Origin of the sequence: Aeromicrobium sp. PE09-221 (genome assembly GCF_002174305.1) — a bacterium.
Lineage (GTDB): Bacteria > Actinomycetota > Actinomycetes > Propionibacteriales > Nocardioidaceae > Aeromicrobium.
In genome coordinates this window covers 84,596-100,713 of the sequence record NZ_MIJB01000024.1, presented here as the reverse complement: position 1 = coordinate 100,713, position 16,118 = coordinate 84,596, and the positions used below count along the sequence as shown (strand labels likewise).

General features: G+C 66.9%; 17 protein-coding genes. 11 read left to right on the top strand and 6 right to left on the bottom strand.

Annotated features, from left to right (window positions below; genetic code table 11):
• Window positions 1-11: 11 nt before the first annotated feature.
• Window positions 12-473, bottom strand: a complete 462-nt coding sequence (locus tag BHE97_RS12985) for a hypothetical protein (RefSeq protein ID WP_087624464.1) — start codon at window positions 471-473, stop codon at window positions 12-14.
• Window positions 470-1,006, bottom strand: a complete 537-nt coding sequence (locus tag BHE97_RS12980) for a sigma-70 family RNA polymerase sigma factor (protein WP_236757683.1) — start codon at window positions 1,004-1,006, stop codon at window positions 470-472. Before BHE97_RS12980 ends, BHE97_RS12985 begins: the two co-directional genes overlap by 4 nt.
• Before the next feature lie 142 nt (window positions 1,007-1,148).
• Here BHE97_RS12980 and BHE97_RS12975 point away from each other — a divergent pair, with 142 nt between their 5' ends.
• The 6 genes from BHE97_RS12975 to BHE97_RS12950 are packed head-to-tail and all read left to right on the top strand — an operon-like array spanning window position 1,149 to window position 3,567.
• Window positions 1,149-1,589, top strand: coding sequence for an Asp23/Gls24 family envelope stress response protein (locus tag BHE97_RS12975; RefSeq protein ID WP_087624462.1), 441 nt, complete (start codon window positions 1,149-1,151; stop codon window positions 1,587-1,589).
• On the top strand, window positions 1,570-1,863 hold the full coding sequence (locus BHE97_RS12970; RefSeq protein ID WP_087624461.1) for an Asp23/Gls24 family envelope stress response protein: 294 nt from the start codon (window positions 1,570-1,572) through the stop codon (window positions 1,861-1,863). The genes BHE97_RS12975 and BHE97_RS12970 overlap by 20 nt, the downstream gene beginning before the upstream one ends.
• Window positions 1,864-1,894: 31 nt before the next feature.
• Window positions 1,895-2,074 carry a DUF2273 domain-containing protein gene (locus tag BHE97_RS12965; RefSeq protein WP_170931412.1) on the top strand — a complete coding sequence of 60 codons (180 nt, stop codon included), beginning with the start codon at window positions 1,895-1,897 and terminating at the stop codon, window positions 2,072-2,074.
• A complete protein-coding gene (locus tag BHE97_RS12960; protein WP_087624460.1) occupies window positions 2,046-2,459 on the top strand; it encodes an Asp23/Gls24 family envelope stress response protein in 414 nt (137 codons plus the stop codon). Before BHE97_RS12965 ends, BHE97_RS12960 begins: the two co-directional genes overlap by 29 nt.
• A complete protein-coding gene (locus BHE97_RS12955) occupies window positions 2,456-2,977 on the top strand; it encodes a DUF6286 domain-containing protein (protein WP_140400156.1) in 522 nt (173 codons plus the stop codon). The genes BHE97_RS12960 and BHE97_RS12955 overlap by 4 nt, the downstream gene beginning before the upstream one ends.
• Window positions 2,974-3,567 (top strand): hypothetical protein, encoded by a 594-nt coding sequence (locus tag BHE97_RS12950; RefSeq protein ID WP_140400154.1) that lies wholly within the window; start codon window positions 2,974-2,976, stop codon window positions 3,565-3,567. The genes BHE97_RS12955 and BHE97_RS12950 overlap by 4 nt, the downstream gene beginning before the upstream one ends.
• 42 nt (window positions 3,568-3,609) lie before the next feature.
• Here the strand turns inward: BHE97_RS12950 and BHE97_RS12945 are convergent, their stop codons facing one another.
• Entirely contained in the window at window positions 3,610-4,011 is a 402-nt protein-coding gene (locus BHE97_RS12945) for a cyclic nucleotide-binding domain-containing protein (RefSeq protein WP_087624457.1), read from the bottom strand.
• Window positions 4,012-4,123: 112 nt separating this feature from the next.
• On the opposite strand from BHE97_RS12945, the gene BHE97_RS12940 reads away from it, so the two are divergent.
• Together BHE97_RS12940 and BHE97_RS12935 are read left to right on the top strand one after the other, a co-directional pair.
• Complete coding sequence (locus BHE97_RS12940) at window positions 4,124-5,668, top strand: adenylate/guanylate cyclase domain-containing protein (protein WP_087624456.1); 1,545 nt, start codon at window positions 4,124-4,126, stop codon at window positions 5,666-5,668.
• Window positions 5,669-5,738: 70 nt separating this feature from the next.
• Window positions 5,739-12,899: a leucine-rich repeat protein gene (locus BHE97_RS12935; RefSeq protein ID WP_087624455.1), complete on the top strand. Its 7,161-nt coding sequence runs from the start codon at window positions 5,739-5,741 to the stop codon at window positions 12,897-12,899.
• A 128-nt stretch (window positions 12,900-13,027) separates the two neighbouring features.
• On the opposite strand, the gene BHE97_RS20720 is transcribed toward BHE97_RS12935, so the two are convergent.
• Both BHE97_RS20720 and BHE97_RS20990 read right to left on the bottom strand, forming a co-directional pair.
• The gene (locus BHE97_RS20720) at window positions 13,028-13,645 is read right to left on the bottom strand and encodes a hypothetical protein (RefSeq protein ID WP_236757682.1); all 618 of its coding nucleotides are present in this window, start codon (window positions 13,643-13,645) and stop codon (window positions 13,028-13,030) included.
• 33 nt (window positions 13,646-13,678) lie between these two features.
• The gene (locus tag BHE97_RS20990) at window positions 13,679-13,801 is read right to left on the bottom strand and encodes a hypothetical protein (RefSeq protein WP_272896912.1); all 123 of its coding nucleotides are present in this window, start codon (window positions 13,799-13,801) and stop codon (window positions 13,679-13,681) included.
• Window positions 13,802-14,081: 280 nt separating this feature from the next.
• Between BHE97_RS20990 and BHE97_RS20715 the strand changes: the two genes are divergently transcribed.
• The 3 genes from BHE97_RS20715 to BHE97_RS12915 all read left to right on the top strand — a co-directional run bounded on the left by BHE97_RS20715 (window position 14,082) and on the right by BHE97_RS12915 (window position 15,565).
• Window positions 14,082-14,582, top strand: a complete 501-nt coding sequence (locus BHE97_RS20715) for a hypothetical protein (protein WP_236757681.1) — start codon at window positions 14,082-14,084, stop codon at window positions 14,580-14,582.
• Between the two features lie 324 nt (window positions 14,583-14,906).
• Window positions 14,907-15,167 (top strand): AbrB/MazE/SpoVT family DNA-binding domain-containing protein, encoded by a 261-nt coding sequence (locus BHE97_RS12920; protein ID WP_087624452.1) that lies wholly within the window; start codon window positions 14,907-14,909, stop codon window positions 15,165-15,167.
• Window positions 15,164-15,565: a putative toxin-antitoxin system toxin component, PIN family gene (locus BHE97_RS12915; protein WP_170931409.1), complete on the top strand. Its 402-nt coding sequence runs from the start codon at window positions 15,164-15,166 to the stop codon at window positions 15,563-15,565. Before BHE97_RS12920 ends, BHE97_RS12915 begins: the two co-directional genes overlap by 4 nt.
• Window positions 15,566-15,607: 42 nt before the next feature.
• Here BHE97_RS12915 and BHE97_RS12910 read toward each other — a convergent pair whose 3' ends face one another.
• Window positions 15,608-15,970 carry a hypothetical protein gene (locus BHE97_RS12910; protein ID WP_087624450.1) on the bottom strand — a complete coding sequence of 121 codons (363 nt, stop codon included), beginning with the start codon at window positions 15,968-15,970 and terminating at the stop codon, window positions 15,608-15,610.
• Window positions 15,971-16,118 lie beyond the last annotated feature (148 nt).

Sequence of the window (16,118 nt, the reverse complement as noted above, 5' to 3'; positions counted from 1 at the left end):
AGCGGCCCAGGTCATGTGCCGTCGGTGGCGACATCGTCGACGACGATCTCGACCGATGAGGGACCGAACCCCGGATCCCGGCCGAGGAGGTCCTTGATACATGCGAGGGTCGCGGCGCGAGCTCGTTCGGCGCTGGCGAGCAGGTCGTCGCCATAGCGCCCGCTGATGGTGAGGATGACCGATGTCAGTCGTTCATCGACCACCTCCAAGTCGATCCCCTCGACCTGATAGGCCGGGTCGTCGATACGCCGTCGGATGGCCGCGACGACGACGCGGCCTGCGACGAGCACGCGGGAGAATCGCGCGCCGTGTGTGGGATCCCCGTCGGCGCTGAAGGCGATCATCGGCACCGAAGGACGGACGATGCGGCGGACCCGTCGCATGATGTCATCGGACAGCGTGAACCAGCCCTCCGGCGTGGGCTCCTCGCGGGCGGCGCGGATGGCGGCGCTGGTCTGGTCGCCGGGATTCATCGCCAGGCCTCCATCCTGTCGGTGACGTGACGCCGTGCACGGTACAGCTGGCCCCGTACGGCATCCGGGCTCATCGAGAGCGCCTCGGCGATCTCGTCGTAGCTGAGCTCCTCGATCTCACGCAGTACCCATACTGCCCGTTGCCGCCACGGTAGTGCGGTCAGCGTCGTCTGCAGTGCGGCGAGGAGATCGTGTTCGAGGACCACTCGAGAAGGGTCGGCCAGTGCGCCAACGGTACGCCCCGCCAGGATCTCGTCGTCGGTGGGCGTCGGACGACGGCGTCGCCGGATATCGACCGCGCGCCGGTGGGTCAGGCTGAACAACCAGGTGCGGAGCGTCGAACGCCCCTGGAACGACTCGATGTTCTTCCACGCGGAGATGAAGGCGTCCTGCACCGCCTCACCGGCGTCGTCGTCATCGGCCAGCATCCGCCGGGCGAAACGGAACATGCTCGGGCCATGCCGGTCCACGATCGCCGCGAAAGCCGCGTCATCGCCGAGGACGGCGGCACGTACCAGGTTGGCATCGTCCACATAGCGATCGTCTCTCCTTCGGACCCGGAGCGCTCGTCGAAGAATGTGACACACATCACGTTGGCTGGCGCGTGAGGAATACCGGGGGTACAGCGACTCACCTGATGTCAACCCATCGACCACTTGCACAGAAGGGCACATTATGGCTGAGAAGACCACCACGGATGTGGAGAAGCGCGGCAGTACCGGGGCTTTGGTGACGGAACAGGGACGGACGACGATCGCGGACTCGGTCGTCTCCAAGATCGCGGGAATCGCCGCGCGCGAGGTCGCCGGCGTACACGACCTGGGCGGCGGTGCGGCCCGCACGGTCAGCGCCATCCGCGAGCGCATTCCCGGAGCCTCGGTCGATCGCTCGCAGGGCGTGGCCGTCGAGGTCGGTGAGCGGCAGACCGCCATCGACATCGATCTGGTCGCCGACTACGGTGTCGCGATCGCCGATCTGTCGGCCGCGGTCCGCCGCAATGTCATCACGGCCGTCGAGCGGATGACCGGCCTGGAGGTCACGGAGGTCAATCTCACGGTCCACGATGTCTTCCTCGACGAGCCCGACGAGCGAGACGATGACCGACACGTCGAGTGACCCGAGCGCGGAGACGATCGCCGAGGCCGTACGGGCCATCGACGGCGTCCACGGCCTGCACGGGGGTGTCTTCGGGGAGGTCGCTACCTATCTCCCCGGGGGCCGCGTGCCGGGCGTACGGATCGGCGATGACGGCGTGGAGGTCCACATCGTCGTGAGGGCAGGGCGCCCGGTGCTGCCCGTCGCGAATGCGGTACGTACCGCCGTCGAGGCGATCACCGCCGGACCGACCCATGTGACGGTCGAGGACCTCGCCGACATCAATGGCGATTGACCTCGCGAACCATCGGAGTGAAGGACAGATCATGAACAGTTCGACTACCGGCCTCATCGCCGGACTCCTGATCGCGGTGGCGATCACCACCGGGGGTTTCCTCGGATTCCTGCTGGCGATCGTGCTCGGAGGCGGGGGGATGCTCATCGGGCGCCAGCTCGCTGGCGAGATCGACTTGGGCGATGTGTTCGCGGGTCGTCGCCGTGAGTGACGTGCTGTACGCGGCCGCCGACCTGCCCGGCACGGGCGCCGATCGCGCGCCGGAGGAGCGCGGCGACCTCCACGTGCACGACCGGGTCGTCGAGAGGATCGTCCGGCACAGCGCCCTCGAGGTCCGCGGTTCGGTCGTCGGGCACTCCGGCCTCGCCGTGGTCGGCACCGACTACCCGTCGGTTCGGGTCGACCTCCGGGCGGGTCACGCGTGGATCAGCATCGACATCGCCACGGGCTGGCCCGCGCCACTCGAACGGATCGCCGAGCAGGTGCGCGACCACGTACGCGAGCGCACTGAGGCGCTGACCGGCGTCACCGTCGAGCGCGTCGATGTCACGGTCCACGTGGTGGAGAACGCCTCATCCCCGAGGAGGGTGCAATGAGCAGATCCAGGGTGCCGACCGCTCGCCCGCTGGCTACCCGTGTGGTGGCGGTCTACGGACTGCTGGGGATCGCGCTGGGTGTGGTGACCGTGCGTGACCTGGCGGTCGCGCGGGGATGGTCGGCGGGGACCCCGTGGTACGAGAACGCGGTCAACGGACTCGACGGCCTCACGTCCGGCGGCGCGACGACTGCCGCGGGGACGGTCATCGGCGTGATCGGGCTGGTCGCGCTGATCTGCGCGCTGCTGCCGGCACGCCGTACACATGACCGTACCGATGCGACTCCCGGACTGTGGCTCAGCCGTCCGGCGATCGCGATGCTCGCCGAGCGTGCCGCCGAGCGCACGCCGGGTGTGTACGAGGCGTCGGCAACTGTGCATCGTCGCCGGGTCGTGGTGAAGGCCGCCGGTGCCGATGAGGAGGCGGCCACACGGGTCGAGGACGCCGTGAGGCGGGCGCTCGACGGGGTGACCGGCCGACGGATCGTCGTCAAGCGGACGGAGGTGGAGGTCCCATGAGAAGACACGGACGCGTCACGGACCGGATGCTGGCGGCGCTCTTGGGTCTGCTCACCGTGGCAGCGGGAGCGATAGTGGTGGCGTGGAGCCTCGGCCTGGTGCCCCAGTGGTCGTCCACGCTCGATCTCTCCCGGTTCTCCGGTTCAGTCGTGGACACCGAATGGTGGCCCTGGATGTCGGCGGGTGTCGGCGTGCTGCTCGCCCTGCTGGCACTGGTGTGGCTCCTGCGACGTGCTCAACCGGTGCCGCGTCCCCCGGCCCTGTCTCGGGCGAGTACCGATGCCGGGGCGGTGAGGGTCGATCTGGATGCGGTCGCTCAGGCGGTGGCACGCCGGCTGGAAGCGGGGGCACCGATCAGCTCGGCGCGCGGCAAGGGCGTCGACTCGCGTGGAGTATTCCTGGTCGATGTCCGCGCGTCGATCGACGAGATCTCCGATGGGCCGGCGATCATCCGTGCCGTGGAGCGTGCGCAGCAGGAGTTGGACGATTCCTTCGGCGAGGGCAGGGCGGTGTGCCAACTCGTGGTGTCCGCGCCGGGTCGCTGGCGATCCATCGTGCGTCGCGGCAGCGCGACGCCACGGGTGCACTGACCGCCGGTGGGGCGAGGCAGGGAACCCCGCCCCACCGGGACGTCAGCCCTCGAGGCGATGCCTCGCGGCGTCGCGCAGCGTCTCCGCGAAGGCGGGACTGTGCGTGGCCAGTTCCTCGAAGGCATCGGCCGTGAAGTGGAGTGCCTGGACATCGGTGGTGGTGACCACCGTGGCACTACGGAGGCGACCCGTCACCAGGGCGATCTCGCCGACGACATCGCCGGGCTGCAAGGTGGCGACGACCTCTCCGTCCTTGCGGATCTCCACGGAGCCGTCGAGCAGGATGTAGGCCTTGTCGGCGGGCTGATGTTCGACGACCATGGCCCAGTTCGCGGGGATGTGCACGGGCTGTCCCGTGCTCGCCAGTGCTTTGACGGTGGCGTCGTCGAAGTCGGTAAGACGCTGCAATGCCGAGATGACGTCGGCATCGGACTTTCGTGCCATGCTGGTTCCTTTCGGTGCGTTGAGCCCCACGGTAGGCCAGTTCCTGCTTTGATGTGGAGCGATGCGTCGAAGTTCAGACGTTCATCTGATGACCGCACAAGGAGCAACGGACATGGGACGCGCGGAGTCACGCATGTTCGGGTCACGTCTCCTCGGTCCCCCGGATCAGTCGACCCGCCGTCTGCGGGTCCGAGTCCAGCTGCTCTTGAGCGTTCTTCTGCTCGGGACCCATCTCATCGGAGTCGGCATCGTGGTGGTGCTGTCGACGGTCGTGATCCCCGCGCCGCCCCCGACCCGTGCGACGGTGATCGCGCTGGCGATCGCCGTGCCGGTCTATGTCGCCGTCGCGGTCTTGGTGGGCCTGGGCTGGGGCACGGCGCGGACATTGTCAGCCTTGCAGTGGGCCTTGCGTGGCGAAGTTCCCACACCTCGTGAGCTACGGCGGTCGCTGCGTGTCCCGGTCGCCCTGACCACCGCCCAGGCACTGCTGTGGCTCGGCGGTGTCGTGCTCTTCACGCTCCTAGCGGTGATCATCCAACCGGACCGGGCGATCACGACCGGGTTCACGGTGACGATCACGATGGTGATCGTCTCGGCCATCGCCTTCCTGCTGAGCGAGTTCGCGCTGCGCCCGGTCGCGGCCAGGGCGCTGGCGGCGGGCGCTGTGCCGCAGGCGCGTCTCGGCGTCGGGGCCCGGATGCTGGTCTTCTGGACACTGGGGACCGGGGTGCCGGTCGCGGGATTGCTCGCGGTGGCGCTGCTGTCGTTCATGCTCGATGACATCGACCTGCGGCTCATGGCGGTCACGACCCTCGTCATCGCCGCGGTGGTGCTGGTGTTCGGATTCTTCGTCACCTGGCTCAATGCCCGAGCGGTCACGGCTCCGGTGCGGACGGTCCGCGATGCCATGCGCGACGTACGGGCCGGACGCTTGGACACCGAGGTCCCGGTCTACGACGGCACCGAGTTGGGGGCGCTGCAGGTCGGCTTCAACGAGATGGTGATGGGGCTGCGTGAGCGCGAAAGGCTCCGGGATGTGTTCGGACGCCAGGTCGGCCAGGATGTCGCTGAGGCCGCGCTCGCTGATATCGAGCTCGGGGGTCAGGCGCGGGAGGCGACGGTGCTGTTCGTCGATCTGACCGGATCGACGGGATTCGCGACGGATCGCGATCCGGCCGAGGTGGTCGATGTCCTCAACCGGTTCTTCGGGGTCGTGGTGCAGGAGGTCGACGCCCACGAGGGCCTCGTCAACAAGTTCATGGGTGACGCGGTCCTGGCGGTCTTCGGGGCGCCCGCCGAGCGGGACGACCATGCGGCCCTGGCCCTCGCGGCGGCCCGGTCGATGGCGTTGCGGTTGCCGCGGGAGATGCCCGAGATCGACTTCGGCATCGGCGTCGCCACCGGTCGTGTTGTTGCCGGATATGTCGGGCACGAGTCACGTTTCGAATACACGGTCATCGGCGATGCGGTGAACGCGGCGTCCCGGATCACCGACCTGGCCAAGCGGGCCGAGGGGCGCGTACTGGCCGATCAGGCCAGTATCGAGGCAGCCGGAGCCGGCAGCGAGTGGGTCGAGCACGAGACCGTCACCCTCCGCGGCCGGACGACACCCTCACATCTGTTCGCGCTGGCGGAGCTGGGGAGATCCGCCCATTAGCACACGCGACATCGCAGCGAGCAAGACCACTTAGGTTAGCCTTGCTTCAGCTGGGCTATAGTCACTCGCTGTGTCCGACTCCCCTCGCTCAGTCTCCTCCCGTGCGCCCCTCTCACGGACGCGATTCCTGCGTCGCTTCATCGTCATCCTGACCACCGCCTCCCTCCTGGCGGGTGTGATAGGCGCCGCCCTCGTCTTGCATGGCACCGGATCGGCCCCGGTGGCCGCCGCGCCGCGCGAAGCCCCCGACGAGCGCCTCCTCGAACCGGCCGTCGAGGTCCAGGCGCCGGTCGAGGGCCCCGGAGCGGGCGACGACTCCCGCCAGCCGGGCTCGGATGCTTCGGGGGGCGACCCCGCCCAGCCGGGTCGCCTGCTTCCCGAGGGCGAGGACCCGGAAGAGGCCGTGACGATGATCGTCGTCTCCAAGCCCCGCGGATTGTTCGATTTCCGGAGCACCGAGAAGCGGGTATCGGATGCGGTGGTCGAGGCTGCGAGCACCGCGGGCTATGAACATGCCGAGACATCGGTGGTGCGTCGCTTCGAGAATGCCTTCACCGGATTCGCGATCGAGGCGCCACGGTGGGCGCTCGAAACCGTGCGGCAGTCCGCGGGGGTGGAATCGGCCTTCATCGAGACGGTCTACCCGGCCCCCGTCAAGACCCAGGATGCCGCCTTCGAGACGGGCCCCTATGAATATGTGAACGGTTCATCGCTCGCGATGACCGGGGCAGATCGCGTCGACGAGCAAGGCGAAGGCATGCTCATCAGTGTCATCGACACCGGGCTCGAGACCGGGCATGAGGCCTTTTCCGGCGATATCGACCCGGAGGAGGCGCGACTCGACGAGGACGGGCTGGAAGGCCTGCGAGACGACCTCGGGATCGGTAACCAGGCCGCATATGTCAGTCCGAAGGTGCCCTTCGCCTACGACTACGCCGATGATGATGCGGAGGTGAACCCGCCCGACGGCGACGGCATGTACCACGGCACACATGTCGCCGGAATCGCCGCGGCCAATGGGGGAGAGCAGATCCGCGGAACAGCACCAGACGCGCAGATCATGGTGCAGAAGGTGTTCCGGGATGGAGACGGAGCAGCGACTGATACGGCCCTCCTCGGAGCCCTCGACGATGCAGCCGTCGTCCTCCCCGATGTCGTCAACATGTCCCTGGGATCCACGGCGGGGTTCAGCACGGACAGTGAAGGACTCTACGGCTCCATCTACGCCGAGCTGCGCGCCGAAGGCGTGATCGTCAACGTATCGGCCGGGAACTCCGATACAGCCGCCGTCAACAACACCAGCGGCGCGTCACTGCCCTATGTCACGGACCCCGATTACGGCATCGTCGGCTCGCCCGCCAGCTTGAACGACACCCTCGCGGTGGCGAGCGTGGACAATGCCGAGGCCCGGCCATATGTCCGGGGCAGCGACGGCACCCGCGCGCACTACGTCAGTGCCCAGCCGACGGCCGGCGGTGTCGCGGTGGCCTTCTCCGAACTCGCTGACGGCACCTATCCCTATGTCGATGCAGGAGTTGGAACCTCCGCGGACATGCGGCGCGCCTCACAGGAGATCGCAGACTCCGGTACCGCATCGACCGAGACCATCCTGCTCGTGCGTCGAGGAGGCGAGGAAGCCGGCGAGCGCCTGTCCTTCGAGCACAAGCTCGTCAACGCTCAGGGCATCGTCGATCCCGCGGCGGTGATCTTCATCGACGACGAGGACAATAAGGTTCTCGCCACGCCTGCTGTCAGCTCCGGTACCATTCCCGCCGCCCTCATCTCCAAGGCCGCCGGCGAGGCACTCCTCGCGGCCGCCGATCGCACCCTGACAGTCGACAGCTCGCTGCTCGATGTCGCGGGGGACCACTTCACCATGTCGGACTTCACCAGCGCCGGTGTGACACCGGAACTGGAGTTGAAGCCCGATTTCACCGCACCGGGTGGTCGGATCTACTCTGCGGTTCCCGGCGGCTATGACTGGGAGTCGGGCACATCGATGTCGGCCCCCCAAACCGCCGGCATTCTCGCTCTCGTCAAACAGCATCTCGCGCAGAGCGATGAATTCCAGGACGTGAAGGAGTCCGAGTACTCGTCACTGGCATCGCAGATCCTGATGAATACCGCGGTTCCCATCGAGAACCCCCGCACCGACGGGATCCTCTACACGCCTCGTGTGCAAGGCGCCGGGTTGGTCAACGCCCCGGGTGCGATGACGACACCGGTCGTCCTCTCCGTGGAGGGCGCCCCCAATGACTCGCGCCCATCGGCCTCGCTCGGCGACAGCAGCGAGGGAACCTATGAGTTCACCTTCGAAGCGCGCAATTTCAGCGACGCCGCGCAGAAATACGAGCTCGATGCCACGGCCCTGTCGGACCGGATCGCGGATGGACTCTTCCAAAAGGACCAGGTCGACTGGACCGATCAGGGTGTGGACATCACCTTCGGCGGCGATGCCGAGGCGAACTCGCTGACGGTACCGGCGAATGGTTCAGCCCGGGTGAGCGTGACGATCACCGCGAATGATGCCTTCAAGGAGGGGGTCAAGGAAGCCGTCAACGGCACCTTCATCGATGGCTTCGTGCGGCTCAATTCCGACACCGTCCCTGACCTCACGGTGCCGTTCGTCGGATTCTACGGCGACTGGTCCGATGCTCCGGTCTTCGATGCTTCGATCGCGAGCGGGGAGGCGCACATCTACGGGTCGGCCCTCGCCAAGCTCGGCGACGGCATGCCCCTGGGTGTCAACCCCCTGGACCAGCAGGCGCAGGACATGGCGCTTCTCGAGCCCGAGAAGTACGTCGATGAGGACCGTTTCGTCATGTCGCCGACCCGCTACGGTCCGAGCCCGAACCAGGTGCAACCGGTCACGGGACTGTTGCGCAATGCCGAGAAGCTGACCTATGAGCTGATCCGCGACGAGGACGATGCGTCCATCCTCGACCGTTCCTATTCGAAGGTGGCGAAGTCCTATTACGAGCCGAGAATAGACAGCATCCTCTACGCCGAGAGCCGGCTCTCCCCCAAGCCCGTCCTCAGCGCCTTCGATGCCGAGGACACCGAACTCGAATCCGGCACCTACACACTGCGCCAGACCGCCACATCCAGTGGGCCCGGTAGCGCCACCCAGAGCGTCGAGTCGAACATCTATTACGACAACACGCCAGCCAAGGTGGAATCCGCTGAACTCGTCGGCAGCGGAGATGACGCGGCGCTCAGCGTGGTACTCAGCGACGACAGCTGGATCGCCGCGGTGGATCTGCAGGAGTACGCCGGTGCAGGGTACTTCCATCGCACCGTGCTCGACGATCCGACGTCGACTGACGACTCGGGCAAGAAGCGGTATGAACTCACCATCCCGCTGAGCGAGATCAGCGAGTCGTGGAAGTACTCGGAAAGTGAAATGAACCGTGACCGTGAACTTCCGTCGACCGCGGTCCTCTACGTCTGGGACTACGGACTGAATGCGAGCACGCCGCTGACGGTGACGCTCTTCGAGTCGCCGGTCTCGGGGATCGAGATCGACCAGACGGATGTGCAGTTGTTCGCGGGCCAGACCCAGCAGCTGACGGCATCGCTGCTGCCGGAGAATGCCGTCGCCACCGAGATCGACTGGGTCTCCGATCATCCCGATGTGGTGATGGTCGACGGTGGCGGCATGCTCACCGGCGTGGCCGAAGGCGAGGCGTTGGTCACCGCGACAGCTCGCGGCACCGATTTCGCTGCCACGACGACGGTGACAGTCGCCAATGTGAGCGAGGAGACGGGCGTCGTCATCAGTCCGGGGGCACTGACCCTGGGAGAAGGCGATGAGCAGACCCTGACGGCACTACTCGCGCCGAGCCTGCGCGACCGAACGCCGGTATGGAAGAGCTCGGATGAGGACATCGTCACCGTGGATGACGAGGGCACCGTCTCGGCGCGAGCCCTCGGCGAGGCCGAGATCACCGCGACGGTCACGAATGCCGATGGCCGGGACTTCGTGGCGGCCGTTCCGGTCTCCGTCCGGCAGGCCGACTATGCCGACTATGCCATCGAAGATGGAGTGCTCCTCGGCTACCGGGGGAGCCGCTCTGTCATCAGCATCCCTACGGGAGTCCGCGAGATCGCCGAGGGAGCATTCGCGCAAACCGCTCTGACATCGGTGCAGATCCCTCACACTGTGGAGCGCATCGGTGACGCGGCGTTCGCGGCGATGCCCGTGCTCCAGAAGGTCGTGATCGAGGACGCCCCGGAGGAGGGCCGGGCAAGTCGCCTCGAATCGATCGGTGCCGAGGCCTTTGTGTCCTCGCAGGCGTTGAAGTCCATCGAACTGCCCGATTCGGTGCGGAGCATGGGTCACCGTGTCTTCGCGGAGACGCTACTGCAGCAGATTCGGTTGCCCGAGAACCTGACGGAGGTCCCTTCCCAGGCATTCGAGGCCGTGAACACCCTCACCGAGGTGACCTTCGGCGATCAGGTCACGAAGATCGGCGAATCGGCATTCTCGCGTACCTCCAGTCTGGGCGAGGTGCATCTTCCTGAGTCACTCGTCAGCATCGAACCGTACGCTTTCACCGCTTCCGGGCTGCGTGCCGTGTCGATTCCCGAGAGCACCCGAACGATCGGCGACGGCGCTTTCGGAGGTGCACCGCTGCGGTCGGTCGACCTGGGGCAGGTGGAGTCGGTCGGCGCGCAGGCCTTCGTGCAGACCGCGCTGGTATCCGTGACACTGCCCGCTTCGCTGACGGATGTGGGACATGCCGCCTTCGCCTACAACCCGGCACTCGAAGAAGCAGTCATCGGCAAGAATGTCGGCAAGGATCAGCTGATCGGCGTGTTCACGGCTGAGGGTTCGGGTCCGGCGACCCCGAGCCTCGAGCGCTTCGTGGTCGCTCCCGGGACAGCCCACTACAGTGAGCGCGACGGCATCCTCTATGACCGGTCCGGTGAGCGGATGATCGCCTATCCGGCGGCGAAACTGACCGGGGACACCCTCACCGTGCCTGAGGGGACCACCGCGATCGAGTCGTGGGCGGTCCTCGGAACCCGGGCGAAGCGCCTGGTGCTTCCCGAAGGGCTCGAAACGATCGGTTCGAGTGCCTTCAGCGCCGCACAGCTGACGGAACTACAGGCCCCGCGATCGCTGCGGACCCTGCACGCGAGTGCCTTCGTCAACAATGGCCAGCTCGCGCGGATCTCCCTCCCTGGTGTGGAGAGCATCGGCGCCGATGCTTTCGCCTATGCTGACAAGCTGTCGCAGATCGAGTTCGGAGATCAGCTCCGAGAGATCGGCGCGAGCGCTTTCGCGTACAACAACTCACTGACCGAGTTCGTCGTGCCCGATTCGGTCACGAAGGTCGGCGATTCGGCTCTCATGAACTCGGTGAATCTCACGAGCATTCACTTCGGAGCTTCCGTGGCCGAGATCGGCACGAATGTGCTGACCGGGAATCCCAAGCTCAAGACGCTCACGGTCGACCCGGCGAATGAGACTTTCTTCGCCGATGACAATGTGTTCTATGGGCGGGAGCCCGACGGTCTGGTGCTGAAACTCTCGCTGCCCACGCGTGAGGGCACCGAGTACACCGTGGTGGACGGAACCGTCGAGATCGGCTCACAGGCGTTCCGGAACAACAATTCACTGGAGCGGGTGGTGATCCCTGAGGGGGTGCGCAAGCTCGGTACGGGAGCGTTCAACTCCGCATCGTCTCTTCGTGATGTCGTGTTGCCGGACAGCCTCGAGTCCGTCAACGGGTTCTATTTCAACAGCTCTCTACGAGAACTCGATTTCGGTACCCAGATCCGTGAATTCGATAGCTTCTGGATGATGGGCACGAGTCTTGAGCATCTCGTCGTCCGCGGGGCGAAGGGTGCAGTCTTCCACGATAGCTTCGGTTCGGGGAATGTCGTGAATAAGACGGCGTACTTCGGGCCGGGCATGAAGGAAGTGGATGTCACCCAGCAGACACCGCAGACCATCGTGGTGTCCGGGGATCTGGAGAAGCTGAGCATGAGCGCGTATGCGACCCCGTCCAGCCCGGTGGTGTACGCCCCCGAGGGCACGCCCGGCTGGGATGCGGCGGTAGCCGGACTCGCGAATGCGGGACTGGATCCGGCTACCCAGCTCAAGCCCTACTCGCCGCTCGGCGTGACGCTCACGGCAGCAGGCGAGGAGCAGGCACCGGAGTTCACCGCCGTGCCTCAGGGTGGTGTGACCGAGGCCGCCGGTGAGACGCGCGACTATGAGTACCGTTTTTTCACCGTCGATGGCAGCGGGACCTCCACGCTGGCGCGTGACTGGAGCACGGAAGCCACCTACTCCGGCGGCATAGCGGAAGGAGCCGTGCTCCGGGTCGAGGTCCGTGACATCACGCGCCTGACGGCGACTGCCGATTGGGCGGCCGAACAGACGGCTCCCGTGGTTGTCGAGCAGCCTGTCGATCAGACGGCACGCCCGGGTGAGACGGCACGGTTCATGGCCAAGGCGGTCGGATCCCCGGAGCCGACCGTGCAGTGGCAGACCCGCACTGCCGATACCGAATGGGCCGATCTCGACGGTGCCACGGGATCCACGCTCGCACTTGAGTCGGTCTCGCTATCGCAGAGTGGGACTCAGGTGCGCGCGGTCTTCGCCAATTCCGTCGGCACCGCTACCTCTGAGGCGGCGACGCTCACCGTGCAGGACAACGACGGTGGTGGCGAGGAGCCGGGCAATCCGGGTGAAGAGGAGGAGCCTCAGGGGACTCCCGATGCTCCCGTGCTGACCAGCGATAACCGCGGGCAGCTGCTCGTGACCCATGTCGAAGGCGACACCTATCAGGTCGTGCTCCCCCGGGAGTATGCCGACACGTGGGTCGGCACCTTCTTCCACGGGGCGCCGGAGTTCCTGGGATGGACGCGGGTGACCGGCACCGGGAGCTACACGGTGACGATCCCCGCGGGGACCACGGGTACTCATCGCATCTCCGCAGTCGATGCCGAGGGCGAGCTGATCGGCTGGGGCGACATCCGTATCGACGACCCCGGCGCTGGTGGTGGCGACGACGGTGGTTCCGGGAGCGACCCCGGAAACCAGAGTCCGCAGCCCGCGCCGTCTGATGCGGACGATCCCGGGAAGGTCGCGGTGCCCGGTGGCGGTCTCCCGAGGACGGGCGCCTCAATGGAAGATCTCGGCTGGACGCTGATCATGGCGGCCCTGCTCGGGCTCGGAGGCAGTGCCGTGTTGATACTCCGCCGTCGCGCGGTATAGCGCGCGACGGATGCGCCGCCCCCGGGGATCCCTCCCCGGGGGCGGCGCACACGTTCTAGGTCTAGAACTGACCGAAATCGTTGACAGGTCGGGTCTCTGTTCTATAGGAGCATCCACTCCCTGGGACGTCACCTGGGAGCGGATGCGGCGGTGAGGCGCTGTGCCCGGCGGAGGGCGGCGTCGGCGCGCTGCCGGTCCGCGCGTTGAAGTTGCGTCCCGGTGGCGGGTCCAAGCGCGGCTGACGGATCGGTGATGCCGTAGCGGTCGCGGTAGGCGATCACGGTGGCGAGTTCCCGTTCCCACGAAGCCCGGTTAGCCACACGAGTGGGCGCGGCTCCGAGGTCGCGTAGCCACGCCTGCCCGCCGCTGACCGCGGCGGCGGCGAGGGCGGTGGCGCGGTGCTCGATGAGTTCTCTCAGCTCACGAAGGGCTTGGGTCATGTCGGCGGGCATGGGACCGGTTGCTTCGGGGATGAGTCCGGCGATGTAACGGGGGCGGCGTGGGCGGCGGGTGCCGCCCGATGACGTGGTGGCGAGGCGTCTGACGCGGTTGCGCAAGGTCGCGGCGAGGTCGGCCTGGCCTTCCAGCCCTCCGGCGGCCACGGCTCGGGTGATGAGATTGGCGGGATCGGCGCCGCCTGCCTGCCCGCGCCGAAGTTCGGCGATCAGGGAGCCGAACGCCTCGGAGTCGATCAGGTCCTCCACCTGGGCGAGCGTGAGCCCGGAGCCGGCGAGAACGGTCTCCACCTTCTCGGCCTGGGCTTGCTGGGCGATGGTCTCTTACTGGTCGGCCAGATGCCCGATCGAGGACCATGCTTCGTGTTCGGCGGTGATGGTCTCGTGTGCGGACTTCTCGGCGCCCTCGTGTTGGACCACTGCACGCGCGACGGTGGCGGCGGTCACGGGCCCGTCGTGCTTCTGGTGTTCTTCGAGGTGGGCAGCGTCGGTGGCGACGTAGAACGCGGTCGGTGCCGGCGCGGGCGTTGAGGCTGGTGACGGTATCGAGGGTCTCGGCGATCAGCACGCTGGTCTTTCCGGCGGCGGTGTCGTGCTGCCAGGCGGCGTAGGCGTTCTCGAGGATGTCGTCATGGTCGCCGCCGAGTAGTCGGCCGTGCTGATCGTAGGGGTCGATGACGTCGGCGTGCCCGAGCCGCAGACGCAGCGAGGCGGTCTTCTCCCACTCATGGCTGAACCTGCGCACGTCGGTCAGCTCGGGAGCGGCGCCGCGGTCACGGACCAGCATCCCGAACGCGCCGCCGGCGTCGATGGCGGTCAGCTGACCCCAATCGCCGACGAGCACGATCTTCGCTCCGACCTCGGCCGCATGGGAGGCGATTTCCTCCAACGCGAGCGTGCCCGCCAGGGAGGCCTCGTCGACCAGCACGAGCTGACCGGCCGCAAGATCCCAGCGGCCCTCGCGATGCTCGTGACGCCACTTGGCGGTGTTCTCCGTGCCGATGCCCAGGTCCGCGGCCCACACGTCGGCAGCGGCAGCCGACGGTGCCAGCCCGACCACCGACCCGATTCCGTGCTCGCGTTCCCACGCACGGCGCAGCGCACCGAGTGTGGTGGTCTTCACGGTCCCGGCCGGTCCGGCCAGCAGATCCAGGGTTCGCCCCGGGCGTTGGCAGTGGTCTTGAACCGGGGATACGCCCGCCCCAACGCCTCACCCGTGACCGGGTAACGCCCCTGGCCGAGCAGACGGCGCAATTGCTTCTCGGTAACCTCCTCGCCCACGCCGATGTCGCCGCCGAAGCCCGGCAGACCCCGACCCGAGCCAGCGACCCGGCGGAGTTCCCTTCTCCGCGTAGTAGCGGGTCAACGGGAACGACATGTCCCGATCACCATCACCGGCCGCGACCGTCTTGAGCAGGTAGCGATAGCCCTCACCCGCGCTGAGCACCGTATCGACGCCGTCACACCAGTCAGGTACGAGCTCTGTGAGGAGACTCTGGTCGCTCCCGGCCCGGACGGGTAAACTCGGAGTTCTCAAGAATCGAGTGTCCTGATGAACCTGGCGAAGCTGTCGGCCAACGGGCAGATCACCGTGCCCGCCGAAGTACGACGTCGCCTGCGGCTGATGCCTGGCGACAAGGTGCTGTTCGTGGAGAAGCCCAACGGTGAGGTCGTCGTGGCGAACGCGGCCTTGGCGGCGCTGGCTGGCGCGCAGGAGACGTTCGCCGACGCGGCCGAGGACTTCGGCGTGCGTGACGACGGGGACGTGCAGGCGCTGGTCGATGAGGTCCGAGGTTGGGGCCGCGCTTCGTGATCCGAGTGCCGGTCGACACCAACGTCGTCATCTCGGCACTGCTGTTCCCGCGTTCGGCTCCCGGCGAGGTGCTGGCTCACGTGCTGGCCGGCGAGCGACTGGCGCTGACCCAATGGATCATCGACGAGCTGCACGAGGTCGTCTCCCGCAAGCGTCCCGATCTGCTGCCCGCGCTCGACACCCTCTTGGCGAGCATCGAGTACGAGCTGGCCGAGCCCGACCAACCTGATTCAGAGGGTCTGGCGATCGCCGACGTAGACGATCAGCCCATCCTGGACGCCGCGCTCGCCGCCGACGTCGATGTCATCGTGACCGGTGACAAGCATTTCCTGGTACTCGACGTGGATCGCCCGCAGATCATGACGCCCCGCGCGTTCCTCGACTCCCGCACACCCTGATCACATCTCCCGGTCATCGTGTCGCCCTCACGTCGCTGGTGATCAGGTCGTGACGTACTTCCGGGTGAGCTGGAGGCGGCGGTCACGTGTCCAGACCTGACGCGGCTGGTCCTCGTTGGCTGCAACGCGCTGTTCTTCACGGATGGCGCGGCGCACGGCGAGGTTCTCTTGTGCGCGGACGGTCGGCAGGATGACTGTGGCGTACAGGGCGTTGCCGATGAGCTTGAGCGTCGTCCACCAGCACACGGCCATCCGCAGGTACCACCAGCCGTCGCCGGTCTGTGCCATGCCCGCGCAGGCGACACCGGTGGCGAAGTAGGCGAGCCCGAGCGGCGCGACGGGGATGCCCCCGCGCAGGCCGGCCCGGGTGCATTGCAACCGCGCGAAGGATCCCAGCTCGTACACCGGGCTCGCTCAAACATGCGACACCGCTGATTGCGGTGTCGCATGTTCAAACTTCGACCATTGTGTGCCCCCGGCAGTGTGCTGGTTCAGGACATCGGCGACACATCTCTCAAGACATCGGAGACACCCGGGGTGGGTTGATGCTCGG

Bases quoted from the DNA above. Each gene is read 5' to 3' on its own strand.
- BHE97_RS12965 (WP_170931412.1), top strand. From the start codon at position 1,895: ATGAACAGTTCGACTACCGGCCTCATCGCCGGACTCCTGATCGCGGTG.
- BHE97_RS12970 (WP_087624461.1), top strand. From the start codon at position 1,570: ATGACCGACACGTCGAGTGACCCGAGCGCGGAGACGATCGCCGAGGCC.
- BHE97_RS12950 (WP_140400154.1), top strand. From the start codon at position 2,974: ATGAGAAGACACGGACGCGTCACGGACCGGATGCTGGCGGCGCTCTTG.
- BHE97_RS12920 (WP_087624452.1), top strand. From the start codon at position 14,907: ATGAACCTGGCGAAGCTGTCGGCCAACGGGCAGATCACCGTGCCCGCC.
- BHE97_RS12955 (WP_140400156.1), top strand. From the start codon at position 2,456: ATGAGCAGATCCAGGGTGCCGACCGCTCGCCCGCTGGCTACCCGTGTG.
- BHE97_RS12975 (WP_087624462.1), top strand. From the start codon at position 1,149: ATGGCTGAGAAGACCACCACGGATGTGGAGAAGCGCGGCAGTACCGGG.
- BHE97_RS12985 (WP_087624464.1), bottom strand. From the start codon at position 473: ATGAATCCCGGCGACCAGACCAGCGCCGCCATCCGCGCCGCCCGCGAG.
- BHE97_RS20715 (WP_236757681.1), top strand. From the start codon at position 14,082: ATGGCTGAACCTGCGCACGTCGGTCAGCTCGGGAGCGGCGCCGCGGTC.
- BHE97_RS12940 (WP_087624456.1), top strand. From the start codon at position 4,124: ATGGGACGCGCGGAGTCACGCATGTTCGGGTCACGTCTCCTCGGTCCC.
- BHE97_RS12960 (WP_087624460.1), top strand. From the start codon at position 2,046: ATGTGTTCGCGGGTCGTCGCCGTGAGTGACGTGCTGTACGCGGCCGCC.
- BHE97_RS12945 (WP_087624457.1), bottom strand. From the start codon at position 4,011: ATGGCACGAAAGTCCGATGCCGACGTCATCTCGGCATTGCAGCGTCTT.